This is a genomic window from Streptomyces sp. SX-6, from assembly GCF_059089585.1.
Map to the genome: position 1 here is coordinate 19,726 of NZ_JBTHHU010000007.1, position 23,754 is coordinate 43,479.

Genomic DNA, 23,754 nt, shown 5'->3' on the forward strand with positions numbered 1-23,754 from the left:
GTCCGTACCCAACTGGCGTGGGACATACGAATGGTTCCCCCCGGGGATGCCGACGAGGGCCCGGGACTGATGGGGTGGCAGGGTGCAAAGGCGTACACCTGACACCGCCCAGGAGGGCTCGGCGCATGAGAGACCGCTGAGCGCGGAGCTGGCGTCGGCGGTCGCCGGTGCCCGCAGACGCGCTCTGCGCGACGGGGACCGGCAGGTCGACACCGCCCACCTGTTGCACACGCTGCTCGAGTCCGACCCCGAGGTCCGCGAGGCTCTCCCCGGTGGCCCGCACCAGGTCGTCCGGCTGCTCGGCTACCTCGTCCAGCGCTCCATCGGGTACGGGCTTCGCTGGCGTGCCGCGGTGGAGGAATGCGGGGTTGCCCCCGCTCCGGCCGGCGGCCCATCCAGTTGGTCGCCTGCGGCCTCGGCCGCCATGACGCGGGCCTGTGCCCGGGCCGGTGCGCGCGGTTCCGGCCGGGTCGAAGGGGTCGATCTGCTCGTCGCCCTGGCGGACGACCGCCGGTGCCGCGCGGCCGACGTGCTGGGCAGGGCCGGTGTCGACACCGTCGCCCTGCTCGCGTGCCTGGAGGGGTGTGTCTGCCGGGAGGCGAACCGGGCCTAGCGCCGCTCGCCGAGGGCGGTGAGGTACGCGGGGACGGGGATGCCGGGGGTCAGGTCGTCCGCCGGGACCGGGGTGCCGTAGGCGGTGGTCACGGGGACGACGCCGCTCCAGTGGGGGAGGGCGAGATCCTCCGGGTCGTCGCCGGGGCCCGCGTTGCGGACCTTGGCGGACACCTCGGCGAGGTCGATGCGCAGTACCGCCGTGGCTGCGAGCTCCTTGGCCGTCGGTCGGCGCACGTCCGTGGAGCGGCCGGGCACGGCCTGGTCCACGAGGGCGTCGAGGGCGCGGCTCAGCTCCTCGGCGTCGGTGACGGGGAGGGCCGTGCCGTGCACCACGACGGAGCGGTAGTTGAGGGAGTGGTGGAAAGCGGAGCGGGCGAGGACCAGGCCGTCGAGGTGGGTGACGGTGACGCAGACGGGCAGGCCCGCTTCCGCCTCCCCGGCGGCGCGCAGCGGGCGGGAGCCCGTCGAGCCGTGGACGTACAGCCGCTCGCCGACGCGCCCGTAGAGGGTCGGCAGGACGACAGGGGCCCCGTCGCGGACGAAGCCGAGGTGGCAGACGCAGCCCGCATCGAGTATCGCGTGGACCAGCTCGCGGTCGTACGAGGCGCGGTCGCGGTAGCGGGTGGGGGTGGTGCGCTCGGTCTGCTCGTAGCGGACCGGGTTCTTCTGCGAGGACGGGTTTTCCTGCGAGGACAAGGTCTCCTGCGAGGACGGCGAAGGCATTGCACTCTCCATTGCACTAGTGCATACTCGTCTTTGTGTCAGGAGAGTATCCGATCGAAGGTCGTCGCGCTGCGGAAATCTCCGCGAGCGTGGAGCGTGCTGTCGGCGCGGGCAGCCTCGCCCCCGGCGAACTGCTGCCTCCCATGAGGGAGTTGGCGGTGGAGCTGGGGGTCAACCCCAACACCGTCGCCGCCGCCTACCGTGTCCTGCGCGACCGCGGGGTGATCGAGACGGCGGGCCGCCGTGGCAGCCGGGTGCGTCGGCGCCCGGCCAATACGTCGCGTGAGGCGATAGGGGTCGAGGCGCCCGAGGGGGTGCGGGACGCCGCGGCGGGCAACCCCGATCCGGCGTTGCTGCCCCTGCTGGGCGAAGCCCTCGCCGTGGCGGCCGAGCGTGCCCGCCGGCGTCCCGTGCTGTACGGATCGACCGCGGTCGACACGGGGCTGGAGCGGCTGGCCCGTGACGCCTTCGCCGCGGACGGCGTGCCGGAGGGGCCGCTGGCGGTCACCTCGGGAGCGCTCGACGCGATCGAGCGGGTGCTGGCCGCACACCTGCGGCCCGGCGACGCGGTCGCCGTCGAGGACCCGGGCTGGGGCAGCGTCCTCGACCTCGTTCCCGCCCTCGGGCTGAGACCTGTTCCCGTCGCCGTGGACGACGACGGCCCTCTGCCCGAAGCGGCCGACCGTGCGCTGCGGGAGGGTGCGCGTGCCCTCATCGTCACCAGCCGGGCGCAGAACCCCACCGGCGCGGCCGTCAGCGCGGCCCGGGCCGCGGAGCTGCGCTCCGTCCTGTCCGCGCACCCTCATGTGCTGGTCATCGAGGACGACCACGGCGACGGCATAGTCGATCTCCCCCTGCACGCGCTGGCCGGTGCCACCCGGCACTGGGCGTTCGTCCGCTCGGTCGCCAAGGCATACGGGCCGGATCTGCGCCTCGGTCTGCTCACCGGCGACGAGATCACCGTCGACCGGGTGCGCGGGAGACAGCGGCTGGGCCCCGGCTGGGTCAGCCACGTGCTGCAGGACGCGGTGGTGCACCTGTGGACGTCGGGTGCCGTGGACGCGACGGCGGTCGCCGCGTCGTACAGCCGGCGTCGTGACGGTCTGGTGCGGGCGCTGCGGGAGCGGGGCATAGCCGCGCACGGGCGCAGCGGGATGAACGTATGGCTGCCGGTGCCGGACGAGACCGGGACCGTGGCCCGGATGCTGCACGCGGGGTGGGCAGTTGCGCCCGGCGCGCGGTTCCGGCTCGCATCGCCGCCCGGTGTGCGGGTGACCGTGTCGGGGATGACGGAGGAGGAGACGGGCCCGGTCGCGGACGCGCTGGTCTCCGCGGCCGGGCCGGTGCCCGTGGGGCGTTACGCCTGAGCCGCCTTGGTCCGGTTGGCCCGGTTGGTCCGGCGCCTGTTCTGGGTGAGGGCCGCACCGGCCAGCACGATCAACGCGCCGACGGGGGTGTTCCAGGTGAGTTGCTCGCCGAGCAGGGCGGCGCCGGCGGCGGTGGCGATGACGGGGATGAAGTAGGTCGTCATCGACGCCGTCGTCGGCCCGACCTCGGCGACCAGTCCGTACTGCACGAGCATCGCCAAGCCGGTGCCCAGCGCCCCGAGGGCGGCGATCGCCAGCACCGGGACGAGGTGCAGCGAGGTCGGCAGGGGCGCGGCCACCGGCGCCGCGACGGCGAGCTGGACGGTTCCGAGGAGCAACTGCCCGGTGGTCAGGGAGAGATGGGAGTCGCCGGTGTCGGAGAGGGTGCGGCGCACGTAGATCCAGCCGACCGCATAGCTGGCGGAGGCCGTCAGCGCCATCGCGGTGCCGGCCGGATCCTGCCCGGAGAAGCCCTGCCACGCCCCGAGCACGACGAGGACGCCGATGAAGCCGAGCCCGAGACCGGCGAACCGGCGCCGGGTGGGCCGGTCCTCGGAGAGCGCCACGAGGGAGAGCAGCATGCCCCACAGCGGCGTGGTGGCGTTGCAGATGCCGGCCAGGGTCGAGGAGATGGTCAGCTCGGAGTAGGCGAACAACGTGAACGGGAGCGCGTTGAGCAGGAACGCGGCCACGGCCAGGTGGGCCCAGGTCCGCCCGGAGCGCGGCAGCCGGTCGCGCTTGAGAAGCAGCGCCGCCACGAGCACCACCGTGCCGAAGAGCATGCGGCCGAAGGAGACGTACAAGGGCGCATAACCCTCGGTGCCCAGCTTCATGAAGAGGAAGCTGAAGCCCCAGATGAGGGCGAGGGAACCGAAGCGGATCCGCCAGTCCAGGGCGGTGCGCCGCCGTCCGGTGGAGCTCCCGGGATCCGGGGGCGAGGGAGGGGCCGAGGGAGGGGCCGAGGTGGCAGACGGTGGTGTGACGGCGGTGCTCATGGGGAACACTGTGTCGGCAGCCACCTGTTAGCACAATCAAATAATTGTGGGCGGAGTTGCGTAGTATTGCTTATATGTTGTTGAGCCTCGATCGCCTCCGGACCCTCAGCGCCGTCGCCCGTCACGGCTCCGTCAGCGCCGCGGCGGACGGACTGCACGTGACGACCTCCGCGGTCTCGCAGCAGCTGGCCAAGCTCGAGCGGGAGACCGGCCAGCAGCTGCTGGCCAAGCACGGCCGCGGCGTACGGCTGACCGACGCCGGGCGGCTGCTCGCCGACCACGCCTCGCGCATCCTCTCCCAGGTGGAGCTGGCCCAGGCCGACCTCGAGGCACAGCGCGGCCAGGCCGTCGGCGACGTCCTGCTCGGCGCCTTCCCCACGGCCGCCCGCGGCCTGTTCCCCGCCGCCCTCGCCGAGCTGCGCCGGGACCACCCCCAACTGCGCGCACGCCTCGAGGAGATGGAGCCCGACGAGGGCGTACGCCGTGTGGTGCGCGGTGACCTCGACGTCGCCGTCGTCCTCGACTGGAACAACCAGCCGCTGCCCCTGCCGGACGGGCTGTGCCGGGCCGCGCTCCTCGACGATCCCGCCGATGTGGCGGTGCCCGCCGGGCACCCGCTCGCGGACCGGGAGGACGTCGTGCTCGAGGACTTCGGCGACGACGACTGGGTCTCCTGGCCGAGCGGACAGTTCTGCCACGACTGGCTGGTGTTCACGCTGCGCAGCAAGGGCGTCGAGCCCCGTATCTCCCACATGACCAACGAGCACCACACCCAGCTCGCCCTGGTCGCCGCCGGGCTCGGTGTCGTGGTCGCGCCCCGCCTCGGCCGGGACCCGGTGCCCGCCGGGGTGCGCGTGGTGCCCTTGCGGCACACGATGTGCCGTCATGTCTACGCGGTCTGGCGGGAGGACGCGGACCGCAGGCCCTCGGTCCGGGCGGCGGTCGAGGCACTGCGCAACGCGGGGCGGGCCGTCGCCGGCTGACGCGGCCCTACGGGAGCGGCAGCTTGCGGAAGTCCCAGGAGACGACCGCCTCCGGGGACAGCCGCAGCCATGCGTGCCGGCCGTCGTGCGGCATGCTCGCCCGGCGGCTCGAGCCCTGCCCGAAGTACTTGGCGGCGAACAGCCGCTCGGGCACGTCGAGTTCGGGGCACCGCTCACCGGTGCGCGGCACCTCGCCGACCACGGCGACCGTGCCGGTGAGCTCGGCACCGCGCAGCTCGCCGTAGCCCACCCCGTCGTCGACGACCACCGCGACCCGGGCGTCGCGTCCGAGCTCGGCCCAGCGCCGGCTGCGGATGAGGGAGTACAGCCACAGCGCACCGCCGTCCCAGACGAACCACAGCGGCCCGACGTGCGGCCGGCCGCCTCGCCCGGCCGTCGCCACCCGGCAGACGCGCTGCCCGGCGAGGAAGGCGTCCAGCTCCTTGTCCGTCATCATGATCCGACGGCCGCGCCGCTGTGGTCCCCGCATCCCGCGCCCCGCCCCCATTCCTGACGGCCCATCATTCCTGACAGCCCCATCATTCCTGACTGGCTGTCAGGAATGATGGGCACGGATCCCACCCCGCCGCAAGCCCGCCCCGGCCGCTCAGCCCAGGGTGAGCGAGTCGCCGCTCATCGAGATCCGCTTCTCGGGCAGCGGCCGCTGCGCCGGGCCCTTGCGCACACTGCCGTCCGTGATGTCGAACTTGCTTCCGTGGCAAGGGCAGTTGATGGTCCCGCCCGAGACCGAGCCGACCGTGCACGACTGATGGGTGCACACCGCGGAGAAGGCTTTGAACTCGCCCTTCGCCGGCTGGGTCACCACCACCTTCCGGTCGGAGAAGACCTTGCCGCCGCCTTCCGGGATGTCCGACGTACGGGCCAGCAGTTCCCCCTGCGCGGAGGGCGAGGGACTCCCGCTCGACGACGCCGTGCTCGCGGCCGTTGACTGCTGCGCGGTGCTGCTCTCGGCGCTGTGCTTCTTCTCGCCCGAGCTGCCGCATGCCGTGAGCGCGGCGGCCAGGCCGGCGGCGCCCGCCATGACGACGGTGCGACGGGGCGTGCTGCCTGACTCGCACGAAGGCGGCGAAGGCGGTGAAGAGGGTGAAGAGGGTGAAGAGGGTGAAGAGGGTGAAGAGACCATGTCCACTCCTTGAGCGTGCTCGATGGTGGCCGTTCCGGTCCTGGTCCGGTCCTGCCGAGTCAGCAGGTCGTACGCGCCGGTCCGGCCCGGTGTTCAACTCCGACACCGATCTTCACCCGAAGTAACCTGGCACGATGCTCCCCGAAGTCACCGCCACCCGCTATGTCACGCCTTTGCGTGAGGGCGGCTCACTCCCCGGCATCGTCGAGGCCGACGATCTCGGCACGTACGTCATGAAATTCACCGGCGCGGGACAGGGTCGCAAGACCCTCGTCGCCGAGGTCGTCTGCGGGCAGCTGGCCCGGCGGCTGGGCCTGCGCGTCCCGGACCTGGTGCGCATCCAGCTCGACCCCGTCATCGGCCGCGGCGAACCGGACCCGGAGGTGCAGGGGCTCCTCAAGGCCAGCGGCGGGCTCAACCTCGGCATGGACTTCCTCCCCGGCGCCCTCGGCTTCGACCCGCTCGCCTTCGAGACCGACGCGGCCGAGGCCGGGCGCGTGGTGTGGTTCGACGCCCTCGTCGGCAACGTCGACCGTTCCTGGCGCAACCCCAACCTGCTGGTGTGGCACGGCGCGCTCTGGCTCATCGACCACGGCGCGACCATGATCTGGCACCACAACTGGCCCACCGCACAGGCCGCGGCCGACCGGGCGTACGACGCCTCCGACCACGTCCTCGCCACCTTCGCCCCCGACCTCGCCGGCGCCGCGGCCGACCTCGCCCCGCGCATCACCGAGGAGCTGCTGACCGAGGTCACGGCCGACGTGCCGGACGAGTGGCTCGTCGGCGAACCGGGCTTCGACGACCCGGACGCCGTGCGCCGGGCGTACGTCGAGGTCCTGCTGCGGCGGGCCGCGGTCATCGGCGACCGGATCACGGTCGGTGAACGCAGTGGGGACAAGCCCTCACAGGCCCCGGAATGGGTGCGCGTCAGGTTGAACACGAACAGCGGGAAGTCAGCACGATGAACAGTACGACCGGACGCATCGACGGACCCATCGGCGAACGCACCAGCGGACGCACCAGCGGACGCGAAGTCTTCGAATACGCGCTGCTGCGCGTCGTCCCGCGCGTCGAGCGCGGGGAACAGATCAACGCCGGGGTCGTCGTCTACTGCCAGGCGGAGTCCTTCGTCGAGGCCCGGGTCCACCTCGACGAGGCCCGGCTGCTGGCCCTCGACCCGACGGCCGACGTGGCGGGGGTACGGGCCGCGCTGCGCGCCGTCGAGGGCGTGTGCGCCGGAGGGGAACGGGCCGGACAGGCCGCCTGCGACGACGCCGGGCGGCGGTTCCGCTGGCTGATCGCGCCGCGCAGCACCGTCGTCCAGCCCGGACCGGTGCACACGGGTCTGACCGCGGACGCGCGGAGCGAGCCCGAGCGGCTGCTCGATCTGCTGGTCAGATGAGGCGGATGCGGGCGGATGCGTCGCGTGGCCAGGGCGTTGACACCGCGTGGCGGGGCTTCTAGCGTCTGATCGCCAAGCTACTGAGCGGTTGCTCATCTCCGGCTTCCGGTCTTCGGCTTTCTCAGGCCTTCGGCTTTCCGGGCGATGAGCCACCTTCGAGGTGAGGAGATCCCGCATGTCCACCACCGAGCAGCGCGTTGCCCTGGTCACGGGCGCGGCCCGTGGCATCGGCGCCGCAACTGCCGTGCGCCTGGCCGAGGAGGGCCGGGCCGTCGCCGTCCTCGACCTGGACGAGGCGGCCTGCGCCGGCACCGTCGGGAAGATCGCGGCGGCGGGCGGCACGGCGCTGGCGGTCGGCTGCGACGTCTCCGACTCCGCCCAGGTGGACACCGCCGTCGCCCGCGTCGCCGCCGAGCTGGGCCCGCCCGTCATCCTCGTCAACAACGCGGGTGTCCTCCGCGACAACCTGCTGTTCAAGATGAGCGACAGCGACTGGGACACCGTCATGAACGTCCACCTCCGGGGCGCGTTCCTGATGTCGCGCGCCTGCCAGAAGCACATGGTGGACGCGGGCTTCGGCCGGATCGTCAACCTCTCCAGCAGCTCGGCCCTGGGCAACCGCGGCCAGGCCAACTACGCCGCCGCCAAGGCCGGGATGCAGGGCTTCACCAAGACGCTCGCCAAGGAGCTCGGCAAGTTCGGCATCACCGCCAACTCCGTGGCCCCAGGCTTCATCGCCACCGACATGACGGCCGCCACCGCCGCCCGGGTCGGCATGGGCTTCGAGGACTTTCAGGCGGCAGCCGCCACCCAGATCCCGGTGCAGCGCGTCGGACAGCCCGAGGACATCGCCAACGCCGTCGCCTTCTTCACCGGCGAGCAGGCCGGCTTCGTCTCCGGCCAGGTCCTGTACGTGGCCGGCGGACCGCTCAACTGACTCGCTCAACTGACGGAGGAGTAAGGAAAGATGGCAGTGCACGAGCACAAGGGCACCGGACGCGTCGCCCTTGTCACGGGAGCGAGCCGGGGCATCGGCTACGGCATCGCCGAGGCCCTCGTCGCCCGCGGTGACCGCGTGGTCATCACCGGCCGCAACGAGGACGCCCTCGCCCAGGCCGTCGAGAAGCTCGGCACCGGCCGGGCGCTCGGCGTGCCGGGCAAGGCCCACGACGAGGCCCACCAGGCGGCTGCCGTCGAGCGCGCGATGGAGACCTTCGGCCGTATCGACTACCTCGTCAACAACGCGGGGACGAACCCGGTGTTCGGCCCGATCGCCGAGGTCGACCTCGGCGTCGTCCGCAAGGTCTACGAGACCAACGTCGTCTCGGCGCTCGGCTTCGCCCAGCAGGTGTGGCGCGCCTGGCAGAAGGAGAACGGCGGGGCGATCGTCAACATCGCTTCCATCAGCGGCCTCGCCGCCTCGCCCTTCGTCGGCGCGTACGGCATGAGCAAGGCCGCCATGGTCAACCTCACCCTCCAGCTCGCCCAGGAACTGGCGCCGAAGGTACGGGTCAACGCGATCGCCCCCGCCGTCGTCAAGACCCGGTTCGCCGCCGCCCTGTACGAAGGACGCGAGGCCGAGGCCACGGCGTCCTACCCGCTCGGCAGGCTCGGGGAGCCCGAGGACATCGGGGGAGCGGCGGCGTTCCTGCTGTCCGACGCCGCCGGCTGGGTCACCGGGCAGACGCTCGTCGTCGACGGCGGACTGTTCCTGAACGCTGGGTTCTGAACGGGTTCTGAAGGGGTTCTGAAGCTGCCCGCGACCGCCGCGCGGCGGTCGTTGTCAGTGGCCGCAGGTAAGTTCTCTCCCGAGAACGGAACGAAACCTGGAGGTTGCTGACGTGACCGTCACCGACGTGCTGCCCGAGTCCTGGCGTGGTGTCCTCGGCGAGGAACTGGAGAAGCCCTACTTCAAGGAGCTCACCGACTTCGTCGAGGAGGAACGGGCCAAGGCACCGGTGTACCCGCCGCGCGGCGAGGTCTTCGCCGCGCTCGAAGCGACCCCCTACGACCAGGTGAAGGTCCTCGTCCTCGGCCAGGACCCCTACCACGGCGCGGGCCAGGGGCACGGCCTGTGCTTCTCGGTCCGCCCGGGCGTCAAGACCCCGCCCTCTCTGCGGAACATCTACAAGGAGATGCGGGAGGAGCTCGGTTACGAGGTGCCGGACAACGGCTTCCTCATGCCCTGGGCCCAGCAGGGCGTCCTGCTGCTCAACGCCGTGCTGACGGTCCGCGGCGGCGAGCCCAACTCCCACAAGGGCAAGGGCTGGGAGAAGTTCACCGACGCGGTCATCCGCGCCGTCGTCGCCCGTCCCGACCCCGCCGTCTTCGTCCTGTGGGGCAACTACGCCCAGAAGAAACTGCCGTTGATCGACACCGAGCGCCACACCGTCGTCAAGGGCGCCCACCCGTCGCCGCTGTCGGCCAAGAAGTTCTTCGGCAGCCGCCCGTTCACCCAGATCAACGAGGCGATCGCGGCACAGGGGCACGAGCCGATCGACTGGCAGATCCCGGATCTGGCCGTCTGACCGGATCAGCCGAGCAGGCGGTGCTCGAAGGTGTAGGAAACGGCTTTGGCGCCATGCCCGGCCGTATAACTCCCGCGCCCCGTGAGCCCCGCCAGCTCACCGCTGCCCGAGCCGGCCACCACCTCGAACGTGCCGTGCACAGTGCCCTGCGCGTCGAAGGTGCCGCTCTCGCTCACCACGAAGGCACCGCGCCTGCCGGCGACGGTGCCCTCGAAGCGCTGGTAACCGCTGAAGAGGCCCGCCCCGTCGGGACCGTAGGCGAGGGTGTACTCGCACTCCGTGCCGGACGCCTCGATCGCGCCGGTGTAGTCGTTGCGCACCGAGGCCCGGGCGATCCGCGCCCCCTCCCCGGTCCCGTCGGCCTGCTTCTCGTCCCACTGTGCGCAGGTGAAGGTGCCAGTAGCGGTGGTGGCGGCGTGCATGGTCATGCGGACGCTCCTGTCGTCTGTCGTCGACACCGGACGGCCCGTCCGCCCGGCGTGACACCGAGCCTGCCGTCCGTACCTGACACCTCCTGTCAGGTACGGGCGGCAATGGCGTGACAATGACGCCATGCGCGCCGATCGCTTGATCTCCCTGCTGCTCCTGCTCCAGAACCGCGGCCGCATGACCGCACCCGAACTCGCCGAGGAACTGGAGGTGTCGGTCCGTACCGTCTACCGGGACATCGAGGCACTGAGCGCCTCCGGCGTCCCGGTCCTCGCCGACCGGGGACCGGCCGGTGGATACCGGCTGCTCGACGGCTACCGCACCCGGCTGACGGGCCTCACCGGCGACGAGGCCGGCTCCCTCTTCCTCGCCGCCATGCCCGGCGCCGCCGCGGAACTCGGCCTGGGCGCCGAACTCGCCACCGCCCAGCTCAAACTCCAGGCCGCACTCCCCACCGAACTCGGCGAGCGCTCGCGCCGTATACGCGAGCGCTTCCACCTCGACGCCCCCGCCTGGTTCCGCGACGCCGACCCCGTCCCACACCTCGCCACCGTGGCCGAGGCCGTGTGGCAACAGCGGGTCCTACGCGTCCACTACCGGCGCTGGACAGGCGAAGTGCGCCGCGAACTCCACCCGTTGGGCCTCGTCCTCAAGGGCGGCATCTGGTACCTGGTCGCCCGCGCCGGGACGGACGTCCGCACCTACCGGGTGGCACGCATCCTGGCTGCCGAGACTTTGACGGACACGTTCGAGCGTCCGGCCGGCTTCGATCTGGCGGCGAGTTGGCGTGAGTCGTCGCGGCGGATGGAGGCGGAGCGCTTGCAGGGCGAGGCGCTGCTGCGGGTCTCACCTCGCGGACTTCGGCTGCTGCCCGTCAGGTTCGGAGTGGCGGGTGCGGCGGCGGTCCGTGACGCGGGGCCTGCGGATGCGGAGGGGTGGGTGCGCGTGACGGTTCCGGTGGAGGCGCTGCCGGTGGCTGTTCACGATCTGCTGTGGTTCGGGGTGGAGGCCGAGGTACTGGGGCCGGACACGCTGCGTGAGGCGGTGCGGGACGCGGCGGTTGCGCTGGTATCGCGCTATCGCGCGAGTGCGTAAGGCCTCAACGCCCGTACAGCTGGCGGAAGATGCCGCGACACATCGCTGCTCTGCTGCCACCGTCCGTATGTCTCGCTGAGCCCGCGCACGCCCGCCCTCTCTGTCGAGTGCGCGGTGGCGAGCACTCCGTCGAGGTCCACGATCGGCTGCGCACCCATGTCCGGAGCCAGTAGACCGGCCACCTTCCACACTTGCTCGCGGACTTCGGCCCGCGCCGTCCTGATGATCGCAAGGCTTTCGGCCCGGCCGAGGCGAGATGTCGACGAGGCGGGCGACTGTCGGGTCGGAGGTCACCGGTCCGAACGCGCCCGACTCGGCCCGCAGCAGCCCACGTTCGCGAGGCAGTCGCCGCCCAGCGTGACCGTCAGGGCCATATCGTGCAAAGGGTCTTGCCCTGGTTGTGTACCGCCCGGGGCTTGCGCCAGGGCGCCAGCGCCGCCGGGGCATCCAACGTCGCGTTCACCATGGCGTGCGACGAGACGCGTGCCCTCTTGAAGCTGTCTTCACAAAAATCACCTTATGTCCACCGCATAGCCTGACCAGACCAGGGGATGCTAAAGACAGGAAGGTCAGTCCTGTGGGTGGCGTGTGAGGGGGACACTCCTTTATGGCCGGGTATCAGGTAGACGTCTCAAGGCTTTTTGATGATCCTCGCGAGCTCACAGCCGCTGAATTCCGAAAATGGAGTGCGGCTATCGCGATGACCGAGACGATCGACTACCAGATTTCTTCGGAGGCCGCTGACATATTGGACCGTCTGGACGGTGGCCGTTGGCGGCGGAAGGTCAAAGAATCCGGCGACGCGTTCTCAACGGCGAACCCGATCATCGGGGTACTGGCACCCATGGCCGCATCGGCAAAAAATCAGTCCTACCCAACTGGCTGGATTGAACCTTATCTGGCCCATCTGAACGATCAAGGCTACAAAGTTGTTGAGCCCACACGGCACTGCGTACCGAGTGCTGGTTACAGCAGTGCCAACGCCGAACTATGGCGAGTGGCACGTGAGACCTACAGCGGCGGATTCGACATCATGCGGTTCTCATACATGTGTCATTCCAGCAGCGTCCCGGTGGACATGAGGATTGCAACGGCGTGTCTTTGGGCCGCCATGGCGCTCAACGATCAACGTTACGTCGGGGAAGGCTGCGCACGGGAAACGGAGAAGCTGCTGAGGATCGGACTGGAGCATCTCTATCCCCACATGTCCGCGCCAGGCGCAATGGCGACACTGTGGCCGCCCGAGGCATGCTGCCTTCTGCTCAACCTGGTGCTGAAGGTCACCCATACCTACCATGACCTGTCGCGCATCCCGTTGAGCGACCGCTTGGCCATGAGGTCCTTGGATATCGGGAGCGTCCTACAGGTCCACGAAAATGGCTTTTACTCCGGGTCCCTGGATTCGCCGAACTGGGGCGACTGGGCCCGCGCAGTCATGCTCAACCATGACATGTGGCAGATCAGCCACGACGAAACCAAACCTGACGACAACCTCAACGCCTGCTCTATGCTGCTACAGAGCGGGATCACTGTCCGGGAACTGGCCGACTACATCACTTACATCAGCTGTTCAGTCGAGCTCCCCCCCGAAATGCATCAGGCTGCCGAAGGCTGGGCCGTCGGCACCCTGACCAGTCATCGTCATTCCTCCTCACGCCTGCCCGCCACCTCTCCGGTTCGAGACATCCTGTGGGAGCCCGAAAATGTCGTGAAGGTTCGAACGGTGATGGGGACACACACTCCCACGGCACCACTGGCAGAACCCGACCCGACACTGACGGGCGCGACCCTGAACCACAGGGAACTCCGCCGCATTACCGACCCTGGCAACTGCCGCAGCTACGCCGCCTGCGTGCAGAACATGGCCGAGGCCATCATGATGTGGCGCCAACATCTCTACCGATACGACGTCATCCCACAACTTCTGGCCCGGTCCAAATACGCTTCCTCGCAATCAGGCCGCGAAGGCGACGCTGCTTGATCAGAGTACGCCCACTGATTGAGGCGTACTCATCACGCAATCGTAATCGCGGTCAGAACCCGGAACGACCCTTGTCTAGCTTGTCGTTCCACTCCTTCGGGGCTTCCTCCATCACGCCTGCGGCACCTACTGGACGGAGGGGCCATTCCCGAGTGCGAAAGACCGACACTTCTTGAACTGCGGCTTGAGCCTTGATTCTGCAAGGAGTGTCAGCTTCTTGGAAGACCCAACGTCCTGACAGCCCCGGACCTGGAACGAGGCCTCAACGTCCGTACACCTGGCGGCAGATGCGTGATGCATCGCTGCTCTGCTGCCAGCGTCCGTAGGTCTCGCCGAGCCCGCATACGCCAGGGCGTGCCGGGGGAGCGGGTGCCGGCCGTCGGGGCTCGGGGGCTGGCCGAGGGTTGGTGGGGTGGAAGGTGGGAGGCGGCGGAGCCGGATGCTGCGATGGTGCCTCATGGGGTGGCACGGGTACCTGCGGTGGCTCGGGCGCGGGCGAACGGTGCCTGGGGCGCGCCGGATCCGGGAGTGTCGGATCCGGGGGTATCGGTGCCTCCGAAGGTGCCGAGGAGCCTGGGCGCGCCACCGGAACGGTGGGCGAATCGCCCGGAGCGGGGCTGCGGGGTGCTCCCCGTAGTCCGTCCTGCGGGGCAGTCGAAGTGAAGTCGGGCCATGGCCCTCGCGACGGTTCTTGCCCGGTGTCGCCGAGGGACTCGCGTGCCGGTTCCTGGCCGACGTGCGGTTCGGTCACATGGGCGACACCGGGGCGGCCGACGTGCGGGGAGAGGGAGACGCAGCTGGCGGTGGCAGCCATCGTCACCGCCACCAGGGCTGCCATTGCGGGCATACGATGCACCTGCCCAACCCTGCGGCAGGAAAGGCGAGTCGGGAACTCCTCCCAGGAGTGACGCGGTATCTCCGCCCGCGCCGTGCGCCGCCCAGTGCACTCGGCCGCTCCCAGCCGGCGCCCCGGAAGCGCCGTTCCTTCGCCCGCACGTATGCTGCCTGTATGCACCACGGCGAGGAGGATCCGTGAAGGTCGGTTGCATCGGACTTGGGGACATCGCGCAGAAGGCCTATCTGCCTGTCCTCATGACCCAGTCAGGTCTTGAGCCTCACCTCCACACCCGCACCCCGGCCACCCTCCACCGGATCGCCGATGGCTACCGCGTCCCGGACGCGCACCGCCACACCGACCTCGACTCGCTGCTCTCCGCCAGCCTCGATGCCGCGTTCGTGCACGCGCCGACCGCCGCGCACGCCGGCATCGTCACCCGGCTCCTGGAGGCCGGGGTGCCGGTGTACGTCGACAAGCCCCTGTCGTACGACCTCGCCGAGAGCGAATACCTGGTGAGGCTGGCCCGGGAGCGGCAGGTCCCGCTCGCGGTTGGTTTCAACCGCCGCCACGCGCCCGGCTATGCGCAGTGCCTGGATCACCCGCGCGATCTGATCCTGATGCAGAAGAACCGGATCGGGCTCGCCGAGGAACCACGCTCCCTGGTTCTCGACGACTTCATCCATGTCGTCGACACCCTGCGCTTTCTCGCGCCGGGCCCCGTCGACGCGAGGTCCGTACGGGCCAGGGTGCGTGACGGGCGCGTGGAGCACGTTGTGCTGGAGCTCTCCGGCGACGGCTTCACCGCCCTTGGCATCATGAACCGTATGAGCGGTTCGGTCGAGGAGGTCCTCGAGGTCTCGGGCCAGGAGTCCAAGCGGCAGGTCCTCAACCTCGCCGACGTCGTGGACCACAAGGGGCAGCCGACCGTCCGGCGCCGCGGCGACTGGGTGTCTGTCGCTCGGCAGCGCGGCATCGAGCAGGGCGTCCAGGCATTCCTCGACGCGGTCGAGGCAGGCAAGACGCTCGACGCCGAAGATGCTCTGCGCACCCATGAGTTGTGCGAGTGGATCGTCAACGAGATTCAGCAGCAGGCTTCCTGACGTACCGCCGGACGGCCTCGGCCGTGCACCATACGACCAGCACCGCCAGCGCACCGTAGACGGCCCAGTCGCCGGCCCGGACGTACGGACTGGTGCCGCGGGCCAGGGGCACCTCGTAGACCGCGGCGGTACTGCGGTCCGTACCCAGCTGCGGGCCGACCTTCCGGCCGCGCGGATCGGCCACCGCACTCACGCCGGTCAGGGTCGCGTGCACCATCGGCCGCCAGGTCTCGGCGGCCCGCAGCGCCGCCAGCGAGGCGTGCTGGCTCGGTGCCCAGCTGTCCTGGAAGGTGGACGTCGCGGACTGGGCGACGAGCAACTGGGCGCCCATTCGGGCGAGATGGCGGCTCATGTCGGGGAACGCCGACTCGAAGCACACCAGCGGGCCGATCCGCAGCCCTGCTCCGTGTCCGTCCGGCAGCCGCATCACGACCTGCCGGGTACCGCGCATGCGGTCCTCCTGTGCAGCCTTCCCCACGGAGGTGGCCCAGCCGAGCAGCGAACGCATCGGCACGTATTCGCCGAACGGCACGAGCCGCATCTTGTCGTAACGGTCCCCGGTCGGCCCGCCGGGCCCGATCAGTACGGAGCTCTTGAAGATCCCCCGCCGGTCCGGCCGCCGTGCGTCGACGTTCACCAGCAGATCCGCGCCGACCGTACGGGACAGGGCGGTCAGCCGGTCGCGCAGGTCGGGCCGAGTGCCCAGATCCGCGCCGATGCTGCTCTCGCCCCACACCACCAAATCCATCTGACGTCCGGCCAGTTCACGGGTAAGGGTCACCTCGCGGTCGAAGCGTCGGCTCACTCCATCGATCACGCCGGGCTGGACGACGGCGATCCGTGCCGTGCCTGCTGACTGAGGCAGCGGTGCCCACACCCATACCCCGGCCGTCACCGCCGCACAGGCGAGCAGCCCGGCGAGCGCGGTGGGTCGGGAGCGGGAGGTCGAAATCAGCGCCGCGAGCGCGGTGTTGACCGCCACCAGTAGATAACTGACCAGCCACACGCCCCCCACCGAGGCGAGTCGTAGCGCAGGCGCGACCTGCCACTGGCTCGCCCCCAACAGCCCCCAGGGGCCGCCCAGATACTGCCAGGACCGGACGAGCTCCACCGCCAGCCAGCCGGACGGCACGACGACCAGCGCCACCGCGACCCGTCCGGGCCCCGGGGACCCGCCCAGCAGCCGTCGTACCAGGAGACCCCACGGTGCCCACAACAGGCCCAGCAACGCTGCCAGGAGGAGGATGAAGACATGCAGGCTCGGCAGCAGCCAGTGGTGCACCGCGAGCAGGAACCCCGCCCCGCCCAGCCATCCGTCCCGCGCGGCACGGCGGTATGTGACGGCCGAGCGGACGAGCAGTAGCCAGGGCGCCAGAGCCACCGGGGCCAGCCACCACAGGGACGGCTCGGGAAAGGCGAGCGCGGGCAACGCTCCCAGGACGACCGCGGCGATGGCGCGACCCCACGGCCCGGCGAAGAATCGTCCCCGCCGCTCCGCACGCGACTCCTCGGCCATGCGCCATCTCCCTTGTTTTCCGGCCCTGCCCAGGCGTACCGGCCCTGTACAGGGCGGACACCAGTGTGCGCGAGGCGCCCTGGCGGGCACAGGGGGCGACGGCAGCGACACGCTGAGATTCCACGGAAACAGGAGGACGCTGTGAAAGGGCGCGCACGCGCAAGTGGGAGCGCCCCCTTCGATCGCCTGCGCACCACACGCGTGAGCGGGTTCCGGCCAGATGCGGCGCGTCCGGATACCGAGCTGTCAGGAGTCCAAAACCCCGACAGCGACGTGCAATTTTCAGCCTTTCCAGTCGCTGGGTGGCACAACAACGGCTCGATGTGTTCCAAAGTGGGCCGAAGTGATCCTGGTCGTGCACGCCAGAAAGGCGCATGACAGTACGTCACACCGGTTATTGCTGACGGGCCATGGGCAGGTACCGGGCAAAACTGGACAGGAGCACGATCCAGTTGCCGGAAGAAGCCGTCGGAGGAATCCCATGGACAACCTTCTTGCCGAGGTGACCGCTGCTACCGATGCGGAATGTGATGACCCTCAAGTGCCCTCGTACTACTCGAGGAAGACCGCCGCCATCCTGCACAAGTACGGCCCCGGGCCCCGGATCCACTTCCACGTCGGGATGTTCGACGCGGGGTTCACCCCCAACACCACGGTCTCCCAACGGGTCCTCAGAGAACGCCTGCGTGCCTCGCAGGAAGCGGCACTCGATCACGCCGCCCACAGCTGGGGCGTGGCCGGGAACCCGCCGGACCAGCTCTTCGACATCGGATGCGGCCTGGGAGGCGGGTCCATCTACTGGGCCCAGGAATACGGCTGCTCCGTCACTGCCATCACGGTCACCGCGAAACACGTCCCTGTGATGGCCGACCTGGTCCGGCAGGCGGGGGTGGAAGATCTGGTCACCCCCGTCCTTGGTGACATCCATGACCTGTGCGACGAGCACAGATATGACGCGGCTGTCGCGATCGAGAGCTCTGGTTACATGGACCGCGAGCGGCTCTTCACCGTGGTGGCCAAAGCGCTCAGGCCGGGCGGCTGGTTCGGGATTCAGGAGCACTTCCTGTGCCGCCCCGAGTGGACGTCGTTCATCGACGGCTACTACAAGACTCGGCTGGGCACCCTCGCCGAATACATCGCGGCAGCTCACACGGCAGGCTTCGAGTTGGAGCAGGACGAGGACATTACCGACCGCGTCGCCGAGTTCTGGGTACAGTCCATGGCCTGGACGACGGCGGAGCTGGACCGGGTGGAACGCACCGGAGCCGTGTCACCGATCGCAGCGGAACGCCTACAGGAGTCGGCGCTCACACACGGCAAGCTGTTCCGGGTGTGGCGCGACCATGCGGTCGAGACCAGAATGCTGCTCTTCCGGCTGGAAGGCCGCCGATGACGCGCGCCTTCATGACGACCGACAGCCGGCCTCGGGCCTCCGCGATCGGTTGGCGGCTGCCTCCGTTCTACTGTCCGATCGAGTCCGCGGTTCACCCCCGGGCTGAGGAACTCGAGCGGCGCGCGATCGCGTGGCTGGATGAGACCGGCATCTTCGCCGACGACATCGACCGGGCCTGGAGCATCGCCACCCACAGCGCCGACTTCAGCTGCCGCATGATCCCCTACGGGCGCGACGAACCTCTGCTGCTGTTCATCGAGTGGAACCACTGGGCGTTCGCCCTCGACGACATCGTGCACGACACGGGTGCCGCCGACGTCCGAACCGCATACATCGTCGACCTCAACGCACGGATCTCCCGCTGCCTCGAGGCACCCGGATCCGCGATGCTCGGCGGTTCGCCCTTCGAAGTCGCTCTCGAGGACCTCGCAGCCCGTACCCGCGCCATGGCCACACCGGTCCAGCTGCGCCGGGTGGCCGAGGGCATGCGCGATTGGCTGTTCGGCGCGGCTTGGCAGGTCAGCAATGTCGAACGCGGCATCATGCCCACGCTGTCCGACTATGTCGCCCTGCGCCCTTCGATCAACGGCACGCGCTTCTCGCTGGCGTGGAGCCAGTTGGCGAGCGGCATTGAGGTTCCGGACAGCGTGCTCTACTCCGCCCCCGTCCAGGCCCTCACCGAGGCGGCCGGGTTCGTCGTCAGCTGTGACAACGACCTGTTCTCGTACGCTAAGGAAGACGACCACGAGACCACCGACCAGAACATCGTCAACGTCCTGGCCCATCACCACTGCCTCACCTCGGAGCAGGCACTCGGCGATGCCCTTGCCATACGCGACCGTGCGATGACGCTGTTCCTGACGTTGCGTGTCCAAGTCGCCGAGGGCGCTGATGAGATGCTCTGTCGTTACCTCGAGGCTCTGGGGCACTACGTCGCGGGCTGCATCCGGTGGATGAACGAGGCCCCCCGGTACGCCAGCCCCCGGAACCGGTACCAACTCCCGGTCCCCGGGGCGACGTACGGCATCACCTGGCGGGATACGCCCAGCGATCCCACCACCGGGCCGCTGCCGATACCGTCTGCGGCCTGGTGGTGGGATCAGCTCGACACTTCGGCTCAGCGCCGGAACAGCCGTCGCGTCAGGGACCTCCACCAGGAGGTCCGGTGCTGGGAGGTCGGGAATTCGGGTGCGAGGACCGGTGCGCTGTCCGTCGTGGAGGGCTGAGAACCTGCTGCCGGCACATCCCCCTTCGGCAACACGGGAGGCGCAGATGGATGCGGAGCCTGTGGAGTGAACTCCGTGGGCAGCTCAATAAGATGACGGGACATCAGGCTGCCGACCCAGTTCAGCTCGGACTCGGCGACCGCCATCCGGATGTCGGGGAGCCGATTCATCAGCGCGTCGATGCCGGTGTCCGCGATGGCCCGGCCGATGTCCTGGCCGGGGCACTCGTGTGGGCCCCCGCTGAAGGCGAGGTGCGAACGGTTGCCGTGGACGGGGGTAGCCGGGTCGGGCCGGATCGCCGAGTCCACGTTGGCTGCGGCGAATCCCAGCACCAAGGCGTCCCCCGCCTTGATCTGCTGGCCCCCGAGCTCGGTGTCCTGGACCGCCCAGCGCGCGAGGACGGCGTTGAACGGCGGCTCGTCCCACAGGGTCTGCTCGACTGCGTCGGGGAGTGTCATATGGCCACCGGCAAGATTTGCGCGGCAGCGGGGGTCTGTCAGCACCAGGCGCAAGGTGTTCGCGATCAAGTTCGCGGTGGTCTCGAACGCCGCGATCAGCACCAACCGCAGATGCTGCGTTACTTCGTCGTCCGACAATTTGGCAGGGTGCTCCAGCAGCCAGCTGGTGAAGTCGGGCCCGGGGTCGGCATGTTTGCGGGTCACCGTCTTGCGTAGCGCATCAGTCACATACTCATTGCTGGCGACCGCGGTCTCCGTGCCCTTGAGCATGTCCCGGGCTGCCTGTACCAGGCGCGGGCCGTACTCCTCGGACATGCCCAGCAACTGGGTCATGACCAGCATGGGGAGTGGTTCGGCGAAGGTGTGCACGAGATCGGTCCTGCCGGAGGTGCAGAACTCGTCGACCAACTGATTGGCGAAGCGAGTGATGTGGCGCCGGACGCCACGGCGGTCGAAGCGTCCAATTGAGTCGTTGATGGCACCACGCCACCGCTCGTGTTCGTCGCCGTCGACGAAGGCGCAGATGGGCTGCCACGCGGAGATAGGGGCCAGCGGATGCTCCGGGGTGAGCTTGCCCTCGCGTGCGGCGCGCCAGAGCCGCGGGTCACGGGAGAAGCGTGAGGGGGTACGAGCAACGTCGAGGACCTCACGGTAGCCGAGGACCAGCCAGGCCGGCAGATCGCCTGGCAGCAGCACGGGCGCGACCGGCCCATGCCGCTCGCGCAGCTGCTCGTACAGCCCCATGGGATCGGTCTCCGCGGCGGTCCCATACAACCGAGCCACCCCCCCCGCGCCATACGCATGCGCAGGGCACTGCGGCGGGGGAGCGGCCAGCGCGGAGTCGGCGCGGGAATGCTCGTCGGGTGGTGGGGTCACTGTGGCTCCGGGGTCTTGTGTGCGAGGTCGTACAGGTAGCGCATGAGGGTCATCAGGGCGTCCCGGCAGGACGACCGGTCGCGGGCGTCGCAGGTGAAGATGGGGACGCAGTCTGGCAGGTCCATGGCGGCGCGCAGCTCGGGGACGGGATGCACCGGCGCTCCGGGGAAGGCGTTGACGGCGACGACGAAGGGCACCCCGCGTTCCTCCAGGATGCCGACGACTTCGTAACTCACCTCCAGGCGGCGGGTGTCGAGCAGGACGACCGCTCCCAGCGCGCCCTCGAAGAGGCCGTCCCACAGGAACCAGAAGCGCTCCTGGCCGGGTGTGCCGAACAGGTACAGCACCAACTGCTCGTTGATGCTGATGCGCCCGAAGTCCATGGCGACGGTGGTCTCGATCTTGTGCTCGACCCCGGCGAGGTCGTCCACGCCGACACCGGCCTGGGTCATCGTCTCCTCGGTGGTCAGCGGTCTGATCTCGCTCACCGTGCCGACCATGGTCGTCTTGCCCACGCCGAACCCGCCGACCACCACCACCTTCACGGCTGCTGCCGTGGTGGCCGGGAGGATGTCCTCCCTCCTGGGGCCAGCGTGTGGATCAGAGGTTTTGTAGTCCATGCATCACCGCCTCCAGGAGGCCTACGTCAGGGAGCGCAGCGACCGGGACCGGGGGCCTGGCTTCGACGAGTCCGCGGGCGAGCAGATCCGTGAGCAGGACGGTCACCGTGCTGACAGGGAGGGTGAGATAGGCGGATATCTCGGCGACAGAGAGCGGGTAGTCGCACATGCGGACGATGGTTCCGTGCTCGGGCTGCAGGCCGGGGTCGGTCTCGGTCCGGGAGACGATCAACGTCACCAGGTCGAGCCTGGCCACCGGCCTGTCCGGGTCGTCGCAGCCTTTGGTGACGATGTACAAGCGGTCCGGATTGCCTGGGTCCCATGCCCTGTCCGGTTTGTTCATGCCACCGGCCCGCTGACGCGCGGCGGACTGGTGAGATGCTCGCCGATACGCGCCACGAGGTCGCGCATCCGCTGGCCCATGAGCCCGGCGTCCACGTCGTCGTCGGCCAGCACCGCCAGATAGGCTCCCGCCCCGGCCGCCATCAGATAGAAGAAACCGCCGTCGACCTCGATCACGACCAGGCGCATCTGCCCGTCTCCGTGCGGGAATTCGGCGGCCACCGCCGTGGACAGACTCTGCAGACCCGCACAGGCGGCGGCCAGGCGGTCCGCGGCATCCGTGTCCGTACCGTGCTGAGCCATGCGCAGGCCGTCCGAGGACAGCACGATCACGTGGCGGGTCTGAGGAACGCTGGATGCCAGATCCTTGAGCATCCAGTCCATGTTGAACCGCTGCTGCGTCACTTGGCTACTCTTTCTCGTCTGACGATTCATCACTGATCGGCTCTCGGCCGGACTTCGGTTCGTCGCCCTCTTCGTCGCCCTTGAGGGCGCTGGTGAAGGCGGCCAGCCAGATGCCTGGCTGGGTGGGCTCGGAGCCCTCGGGCTTGCCGCGGGCGCCGTCCGCCGGGGCCACCGCGGCGACCCGTGCGGCCATGCCCAGCGAGCGCCTGCGGCGCTGCGGGAGTCCGCCCAGGGTGTGCGACTCCATGGGAGAGGCCTCGAGGGGCGGCGGCTCCGGCAGCGGCCGGCCGGGCTTCTTCCTGGCCTTCGGTGGCGGCAGTGTCGCGGCACGGGCGATCTCGCCGCCCGGCGTGGCGCTCGCCGTGATGAGGTGGCTCGGGATGATCAGGACCGCACGCACGCCGCCGTAGGCCGAGGGCCTCAGCGAGATGCGGAACTGGTACGCCTTGGAGAGCCGGCTGACCACGGCCAGGCCGAGCCGCGGGGTTTCGCCCAGGTCGTTGAGGTCGAATCCGCGCTCGGCCATGTCGAGGACCGACTCGGCTCGGCGGCGGGCCTCTTCGGTGAGGCCGACTCCGGCGTCCTCGATCTCGATGGCCACACCCGACTGGATCTCCACCGCGGTCAGGTGCACCCGGGTCTCCGGGGGCGAGTACCGGGTCGCGTTGTCCAGCAGTTCGGCCGCCGCGTGGATGACCGCCTCGACGCCGGGGCCGGTCACGGCGACGTCCGCCACCGAATGCAGGTCCACCCGGCGGTAGTCCATGATCCGGGACATGGCGCCCCGCAGCACGTTGTACAGGGGCACCGGGTTCTTCCACTGGCGCCCGGGACGGGAGCCGCCGAGTACGGCGATGCTGTCCGCGAGGCGGCCGATCAGGGCCGTTCCGTGGTCGAGGTGCAGCAAGTCGCCGAAGAACTTGGGGCTGTTGCCGTGCCGGTCCTCCATCTCCCGGAGGTCGGTGGCCTGTTGGTGCACGATCGCCTGAACGCGTCGGGCGATATTGACGAACGCGCGGTGTGCGGAGTCGCGCAGGCCTTCCTCCGCCTGCACCGCCTCGACGACCGACCGCAGAACCGACCGGTGCTCGGAGGCGAAGACCGCGCCGGAGGAAGGTGGTGCGACTTCTCGCATCACCTCCTCCGCGGAGGCGCCCTGCTCCAGCATCTTCACCGCGGTCGGCAGCAGGACGCCGGCCAATCGCTCGGTCTCCGCCTCCTGTTGGGCCAGTCGCTGCCGGAACATGACCTCCTGCTCGGCGCACCGCCGGCGCAGCCCGCTGATGACGCGGCCACGCCGCACCGCCTCCGAGGAGGTGATGGCCACTGCAACGGTGGCCACCGTGCCGCACCATGCGGTCGGAATGCGCACCTGGGCCGGGACGAGGAAGGCCGCGGTCGCCGTGCAGACCGCCAGCACGACAGGAGGGACCAGCCATATGAGAGTGGAGGCGGGCCGCCTGACTTGGGATGACGATCCAGTACCAACCATCGAGGTCCTCGGGGGCTCGGGAAACGTTCGGGGGACGGGAACGGACACCGTCTGCGGGGAAGTTCTGTGGGGAAGCGGGGAAGCGGGGAAGAGCAAAGCGGGGAAGCGCAGTGTGGAGTTCTCCGGTCGCGGCAGGCCTAGGCAGCCGCTGCAGGCGTCACGCCTCGCTGCGCGGGAAGGAGCGTAGCCTGTCGAGCCGCTGTTCCGAGGTGATGTTGTCATA

At 69.7% G+C, this 23,754-nt stretch carries 24 protein-coding genes; 13 read left to right on the forward strand and 11 right to left on the reverse strand.

What is annotated here, in order from left to right:
* Positions 1-82: 82 nt before the first annotated feature.
* Complete coding sequence (locus tag ACV530_RS10415) at positions 83-613, forward strand: Clp protease N-terminal domain-containing protein (RefSeq protein ID WP_494332053.1); 531 nt, start codon at positions 83-85, stop codon at positions 611-613.
* On the opposite strand, the gene ACV530_RS10420 is transcribed toward ACV530_RS10415, so the two are convergent.
* A complete protein-coding gene (locus tag ACV530_RS10420) occupies positions 610-1,338 on the reverse strand; it encodes a pyridoxamine 5'-phosphate oxidase family protein (protein WP_494332054.1) in 729 nt (242 codons plus the stop codon). The two genes, ACV530_RS10415 and ACV530_RS10420, sit on opposite strands and share 4 nt — an antisense overlap.
* 35 nt (positions 1,339-1,373) lie before the next feature.
* Between ACV530_RS10420 and ACV530_RS10425 the strand changes: the two genes are divergently transcribed.
* Positions 1,374-2,705 (forward strand): aminotransferase class I/II-fold pyridoxal phosphate-dependent enzyme, encoded by a 1,332-nt coding sequence (locus tag ACV530_RS10425; protein WP_494332055.1) that lies wholly within the window; start codon positions 1,374-1,376, stop codon positions 2,703-2,705.
* On the opposite strand, the gene ACV530_RS10430 is transcribed toward ACV530_RS10425, so the two are convergent.
* Positions 2,696-3,700 (reverse strand): DMT family transporter, encoded by a 1,005-nt coding sequence (locus tag ACV530_RS10430; RefSeq protein ID WP_494332056.1) that lies wholly within the window; start codon positions 3,698-3,700, stop codon positions 2,696-2,698. The two genes, ACV530_RS10425 and ACV530_RS10430, sit on opposite strands and share 10 nt — an antisense overlap.
* A gap of 77 nt (positions 3,701-3,777) precedes the next feature.
* Between ACV530_RS10430 and ACV530_RS10435 the strand changes: the two genes are divergently transcribed.
* Entirely contained in the window at positions 3,778-4,683 is a 906-nt protein-coding gene (locus ACV530_RS10435) for a LysR family transcriptional regulator (RefSeq protein WP_494332297.1), read from the forward strand.
* A 7-nt stretch (positions 4,684-4,690) separates the two neighbouring features.
* On the opposite strand, the gene ACV530_RS10440 is transcribed toward ACV530_RS10435, so the two are convergent.
* Both ACV530_RS10440 and ACV530_RS10445 read right to left on the reverse strand, forming a co-directional pair.
* Positions 4,691-5,173: a pyridoxamine 5'-phosphate oxidase family protein gene (locus ACV530_RS10440; RefSeq protein WP_494332057.1), complete on the reverse strand. Its 483-nt coding sequence runs from the start codon at positions 5,171-5,173 to the stop codon at positions 4,691-4,693.
* A gap of 117 nt (positions 5,174-5,290) precedes the next feature.
* Positions 5,291-5,725 carry a Rieske (2Fe-2S) protein gene (locus ACV530_RS10445; RefSeq protein ID WP_494332058.1) on the reverse strand — a complete coding sequence of 145 codons (435 nt, stop codon included), beginning with the start codon at positions 5,723-5,725 and terminating at the stop codon, positions 5,291-5,293.
* 236 nt (positions 5,726-5,961) lie between these two features.
* Between ACV530_RS10445 and ACV530_RS10450 the strand changes: the two genes are divergently transcribed.
* The 5 genes from ACV530_RS10450 to ACV530_RS10470 all read left to right on the forward strand — a co-directional run bounded on the left by ACV530_RS10450 (position 5,962) and on the right by ACV530_RS10470 (position 9,760).
* Positions 5,962-6,795 (forward strand): HipA family kinase, encoded by an 834-nt coding sequence (locus ACV530_RS10450; protein WP_494332059.1) that lies wholly within the window; start codon positions 5,962-5,964, stop codon positions 6,793-6,795.
* A complete protein-coding gene (locus ACV530_RS10455) occupies positions 6,792-7,232 on the forward strand; it encodes a DUF3037 domain-containing protein (protein ID WP_494332060.1) in 441 nt (146 codons plus the stop codon). Before ACV530_RS10450 ends, ACV530_RS10455 begins: the two co-directional genes overlap by 4 nt.
* Before the next feature lie 175 nt (positions 7,233-7,407).
* Positions 7,408-8,169, forward strand: coding sequence for a 3-oxoacyl-ACP reductase FabG (gene fabG / locus ACV530_RS10460; RefSeq protein ID WP_494332061.1), 762 nt, complete (start codon positions 7,408-7,410; stop codon positions 8,167-8,169).
* Between the two features lie 30 nt (positions 8,170-8,199).
* Positions 8,200-8,961 carry an SDR family oxidoreductase gene (locus tag ACV530_RS10465; RefSeq protein WP_494332062.1) on the forward strand — a complete coding sequence of 254 codons (762 nt, stop codon included), beginning with the start codon at positions 8,200-8,202 and terminating at the stop codon, positions 8,959-8,961.
* A gap of 112 nt (positions 8,962-9,073) precedes the next feature.
* Complete coding sequence (locus tag ACV530_RS10470) at positions 9,074-9,760, forward strand: uracil-DNA glycosylase (RefSeq protein WP_494332063.1); 687 nt, start codon at positions 9,074-9,076, stop codon at positions 9,758-9,760.
* Between the two features lie 5 nt (positions 9,761-9,765).
* Here the strand turns inward: ACV530_RS10470 and ACV530_RS10475 are convergent, their stop codons facing one another.
* A complete protein-coding gene (locus ACV530_RS10475) occupies positions 9,766-10,188 on the reverse strand; it encodes a DUF3224 domain-containing protein (protein ID WP_494332064.1) in 423 nt (140 codons plus the stop codon).
* Between the two features lie 124 nt (positions 10,189-10,312).
* On the opposite strand from ACV530_RS10475, the gene ACV530_RS10480 reads away from it, so the two are divergent.
* The 3 genes from ACV530_RS10480 to ACV530_RS10490 all read left to right on the forward strand — a co-directional run bounded on the left by ACV530_RS10480 (position 10,313) and on the right by ACV530_RS10490 (position 15,203).
* The gene (locus tag ACV530_RS10480) at positions 10,313-11,284 is read left to right on the forward strand and encodes a helix-turn-helix transcriptional regulator (RefSeq protein ID WP_494332065.1); all 972 of its coding nucleotides are present in this window, start codon (positions 10,313-10,315) and stop codon (positions 11,282-11,284) included.
* A 700-nt stretch (positions 11,285-11,984) separates the two neighbouring features.
* The gene (locus ACV530_RS10485) at positions 11,985-13,265 is read left to right on the forward strand and encodes a hypothetical protein (protein WP_494332066.1); all 1,281 of its coding nucleotides are present in this window, start codon (positions 11,985-11,987) and stop codon (positions 13,263-13,265) included.
* 1,032 nt (positions 13,266-14,297) lie between these two features.
* Positions 14,298-15,203, forward strand: a complete 906-nt coding sequence (locus tag ACV530_RS10490) for a Gfo/Idh/MocA family protein (protein ID WP_494332067.1) — start codon at positions 14,298-14,300, stop codon at positions 15,201-15,203.
* Here the strand turns inward: ACV530_RS10490 and lnt are convergent.
* Positions 15,175-16,719, reverse strand: a complete 1,545-nt coding sequence (gene lnt / locus ACV530_RS10495; RefSeq protein ID WP_494332068.1) for an apolipoprotein N-acyltransferase — start codon at positions 16,717-16,719, stop codon at positions 15,175-15,177. The two genes, ACV530_RS10490 and lnt, sit on opposite strands and share 29 nt — an antisense overlap.
* 481 nt (positions 16,720-17,200) lie before the next feature.
* Between lnt and ACV530_RS10500 the strand changes: the two genes are divergently transcribed.
* Together ACV530_RS10500 and ACV530_RS10505 are read left to right on the forward strand one after the other, a co-directional pair.
* Entirely contained in the window at positions 17,201-18,112 is a 912-nt protein-coding gene (locus ACV530_RS10500) for an SAM-dependent methyltransferase (protein WP_494332069.1), read from the forward strand.
* An 11-nt stretch (positions 18,113-18,123) separates the two neighbouring features.
* Positions 18,124-19,338: a terpene synthase family protein gene (locus ACV530_RS10505; RefSeq protein ID WP_494332070.1), complete on the forward strand. Its 1,215-nt coding sequence runs from the start codon at positions 18,124-18,126 to the stop codon at positions 19,336-19,338.
* On the opposite strand, the gene ACV530_RS10510 is transcribed toward ACV530_RS10505, so the two are convergent.
* The 5 genes from ACV530_RS10510 to ACV530_RS10530 all read right to left on the reverse strand — a co-directional run bounded on the left by ACV530_RS10510 (position 19,230) and on the right by ACV530_RS10530 (position 23,531).
* A complete protein-coding gene (locus tag ACV530_RS10510; RefSeq protein ID WP_494332071.1) occupies positions 19,230-20,579 on the reverse strand; it encodes a cytochrome P450 in 1,350 nt (449 codons plus the stop codon). The genes ACV530_RS10505 and ACV530_RS10510 overlap by 109 nt on opposite strands.
* Positions 20,580-20,668: 89 nt before the next feature.
* Positions 20,669-21,292 (reverse strand): GTP-binding protein, encoded by a 624-nt coding sequence (locus ACV530_RS10515; protein ID WP_494332072.1) that lies wholly within the window; start codon positions 21,290-21,292, stop codon positions 20,669-20,671.
* Entirely contained in the window at positions 21,273-21,635 is a 363-nt protein-coding gene (locus tag ACV530_RS10520; RefSeq protein ID WP_494332073.1) for a DUF742 domain-containing protein, read from the reverse strand. Before ACV530_RS10520 ends, ACV530_RS10515 begins: the two co-directional genes overlap by 20 nt.
* Positions 21,632-22,039, reverse strand: coding sequence for a roadblock/LC7 domain-containing protein (locus ACV530_RS10525; protein ID WP_109278083.1), 408 nt, complete (start codon positions 22,037-22,039; stop codon positions 21,632-21,634). Before ACV530_RS10525 ends, ACV530_RS10520 begins: the two co-directional genes overlap by 4 nt.
* A gap of 4 nt (positions 22,040-22,043) precedes the next feature.
* Positions 22,044-23,531, reverse strand: coding sequence for a sensor histidine kinase (locus tag ACV530_RS10530; protein WP_494332074.1), 1,488 nt, complete (start codon positions 23,529-23,531; stop codon positions 22,044-22,046).
* Positions 23,532-23,754: the final 223 nt, after the last annotated feature.

What these genes read in the sequence shown, in the direction of transcription:
- ACV530_RS10420 (WP_494332054.1), bottom strand. Translation starts at nt 1,338, where the DNA reads ATGCCTTCGCCGTCCTCGCAGGAGACCTTGTCCTCGCAGGAAAACCCG.
- ACV530_RS10430 (WP_494332056.1), bottom strand. Translation starts at nt 3,700, where the DNA reads ATGAGCACCGCCGTCACACCACCGTCTGCCACCTCGGCCCCTCCCTCG.
- ACV530_RS10440 (WP_494332057.1), bottom strand. Translation starts at nt 5,173, where the DNA reads ATGCGGGGACCACAGCGGCGCGGCCGTCGGATCATGATGACGGACAAG.
- ACV530_RS10445 (WP_494332058.1), bottom strand. Translation starts at nt 5,725, where the DNA reads ATGGCGGGCGCCGCCGGCCTGGCCGCCGCGCTCACGGCATGCGGCAGC.
- ACV530_RS10450 (WP_494332059.1), top strand. Translation starts at nt 5,962, where the DNA reads ATGCTCCCCGAAGTCACCGCCACCCGCTATGTCACGCCTTTGCGTGAG.
- ACV530_RS10455 (WP_494332060.1), top strand. Translation starts at nt 6,792, where the DNA reads ATGAACAGTACGACCGGACGCATCGACGGACCCATCGGCGAACGCACC.
- fabG (WP_494332061.1), top strand. Translation starts at nt 7,408, where the DNA reads ATGTCCACCACCGAGCAGCGCGTTGCCCTGGTCACGGGCGCGGCCCGT.
- ACV530_RS10465 (WP_494332062.1), top strand. Translation starts at nt 8,200, where the DNA reads ATGGCAGTGCACGAGCACAAGGGCACCGGACGCGTCGCCCTTGTCACG.
- ACV530_RS10475 (WP_494332064.1), bottom strand. Translation starts at nt 10,188, where the DNA reads ATGACCATGCACGCCGCCACCACCGCTACTGGCACCTTCACCTGCGCA.
- ACV530_RS10480 (WP_494332065.1), top strand. Translation starts at nt 10,313, where the DNA reads ATGCGCGCCGATCGCTTGATCTCCCTGCTGCTCCTGCTCCAGAACCGC.
- ACV530_RS10485 (WP_494332066.1), top strand. Translation starts at nt 11,985, where the DNA reads ATGACCGAGACGATCGACTACCAGATTTCTTCGGAGGCCGCTGACATA.
- lnt (WP_494332068.1), bottom strand. Translation starts at nt 16,719, where the DNA reads ATGGCCGAGGAGTCGCGTGCGGAGCGGCGGGGACGATTCTTCGCCGGG.
- ACV530_RS10500 (WP_494332069.1), top strand. Translation starts at nt 17,201, where the DNA reads ATGGACAACCTTCTTGCCGAGGTGACCGCTGCTACCGATGCGGAATGT.
- ACV530_RS10505 (WP_494332070.1), top strand. Translation starts at nt 18,124, where the DNA reads ATGACGACCGACAGCCGGCCTCGGGCCTCCGCGATCGGTTGGCGGCTG.
- ACV530_RS10515 (WP_494332072.1), bottom strand. Translation starts at nt 21,292, where the DNA reads ATGGACTACAAAACCTCTGATCCACACGCTGGCCCCAGGAGGGAGGAC.
- ACV530_RS10520 (WP_494332073.1), bottom strand. Translation starts at nt 21,635, where the DNA reads ATGAACAAACCGGACAGGGCATGGGACCCAGGCAATCCGGACCGCTTG.
- ACV530_RS10530 (WP_494332074.1), bottom strand. Translation starts at nt 23,531, where the DNA reads ATGGTTGGTACTGGATCGTCATCCCAAGTCAGGCGGCCCGCCTCCACT.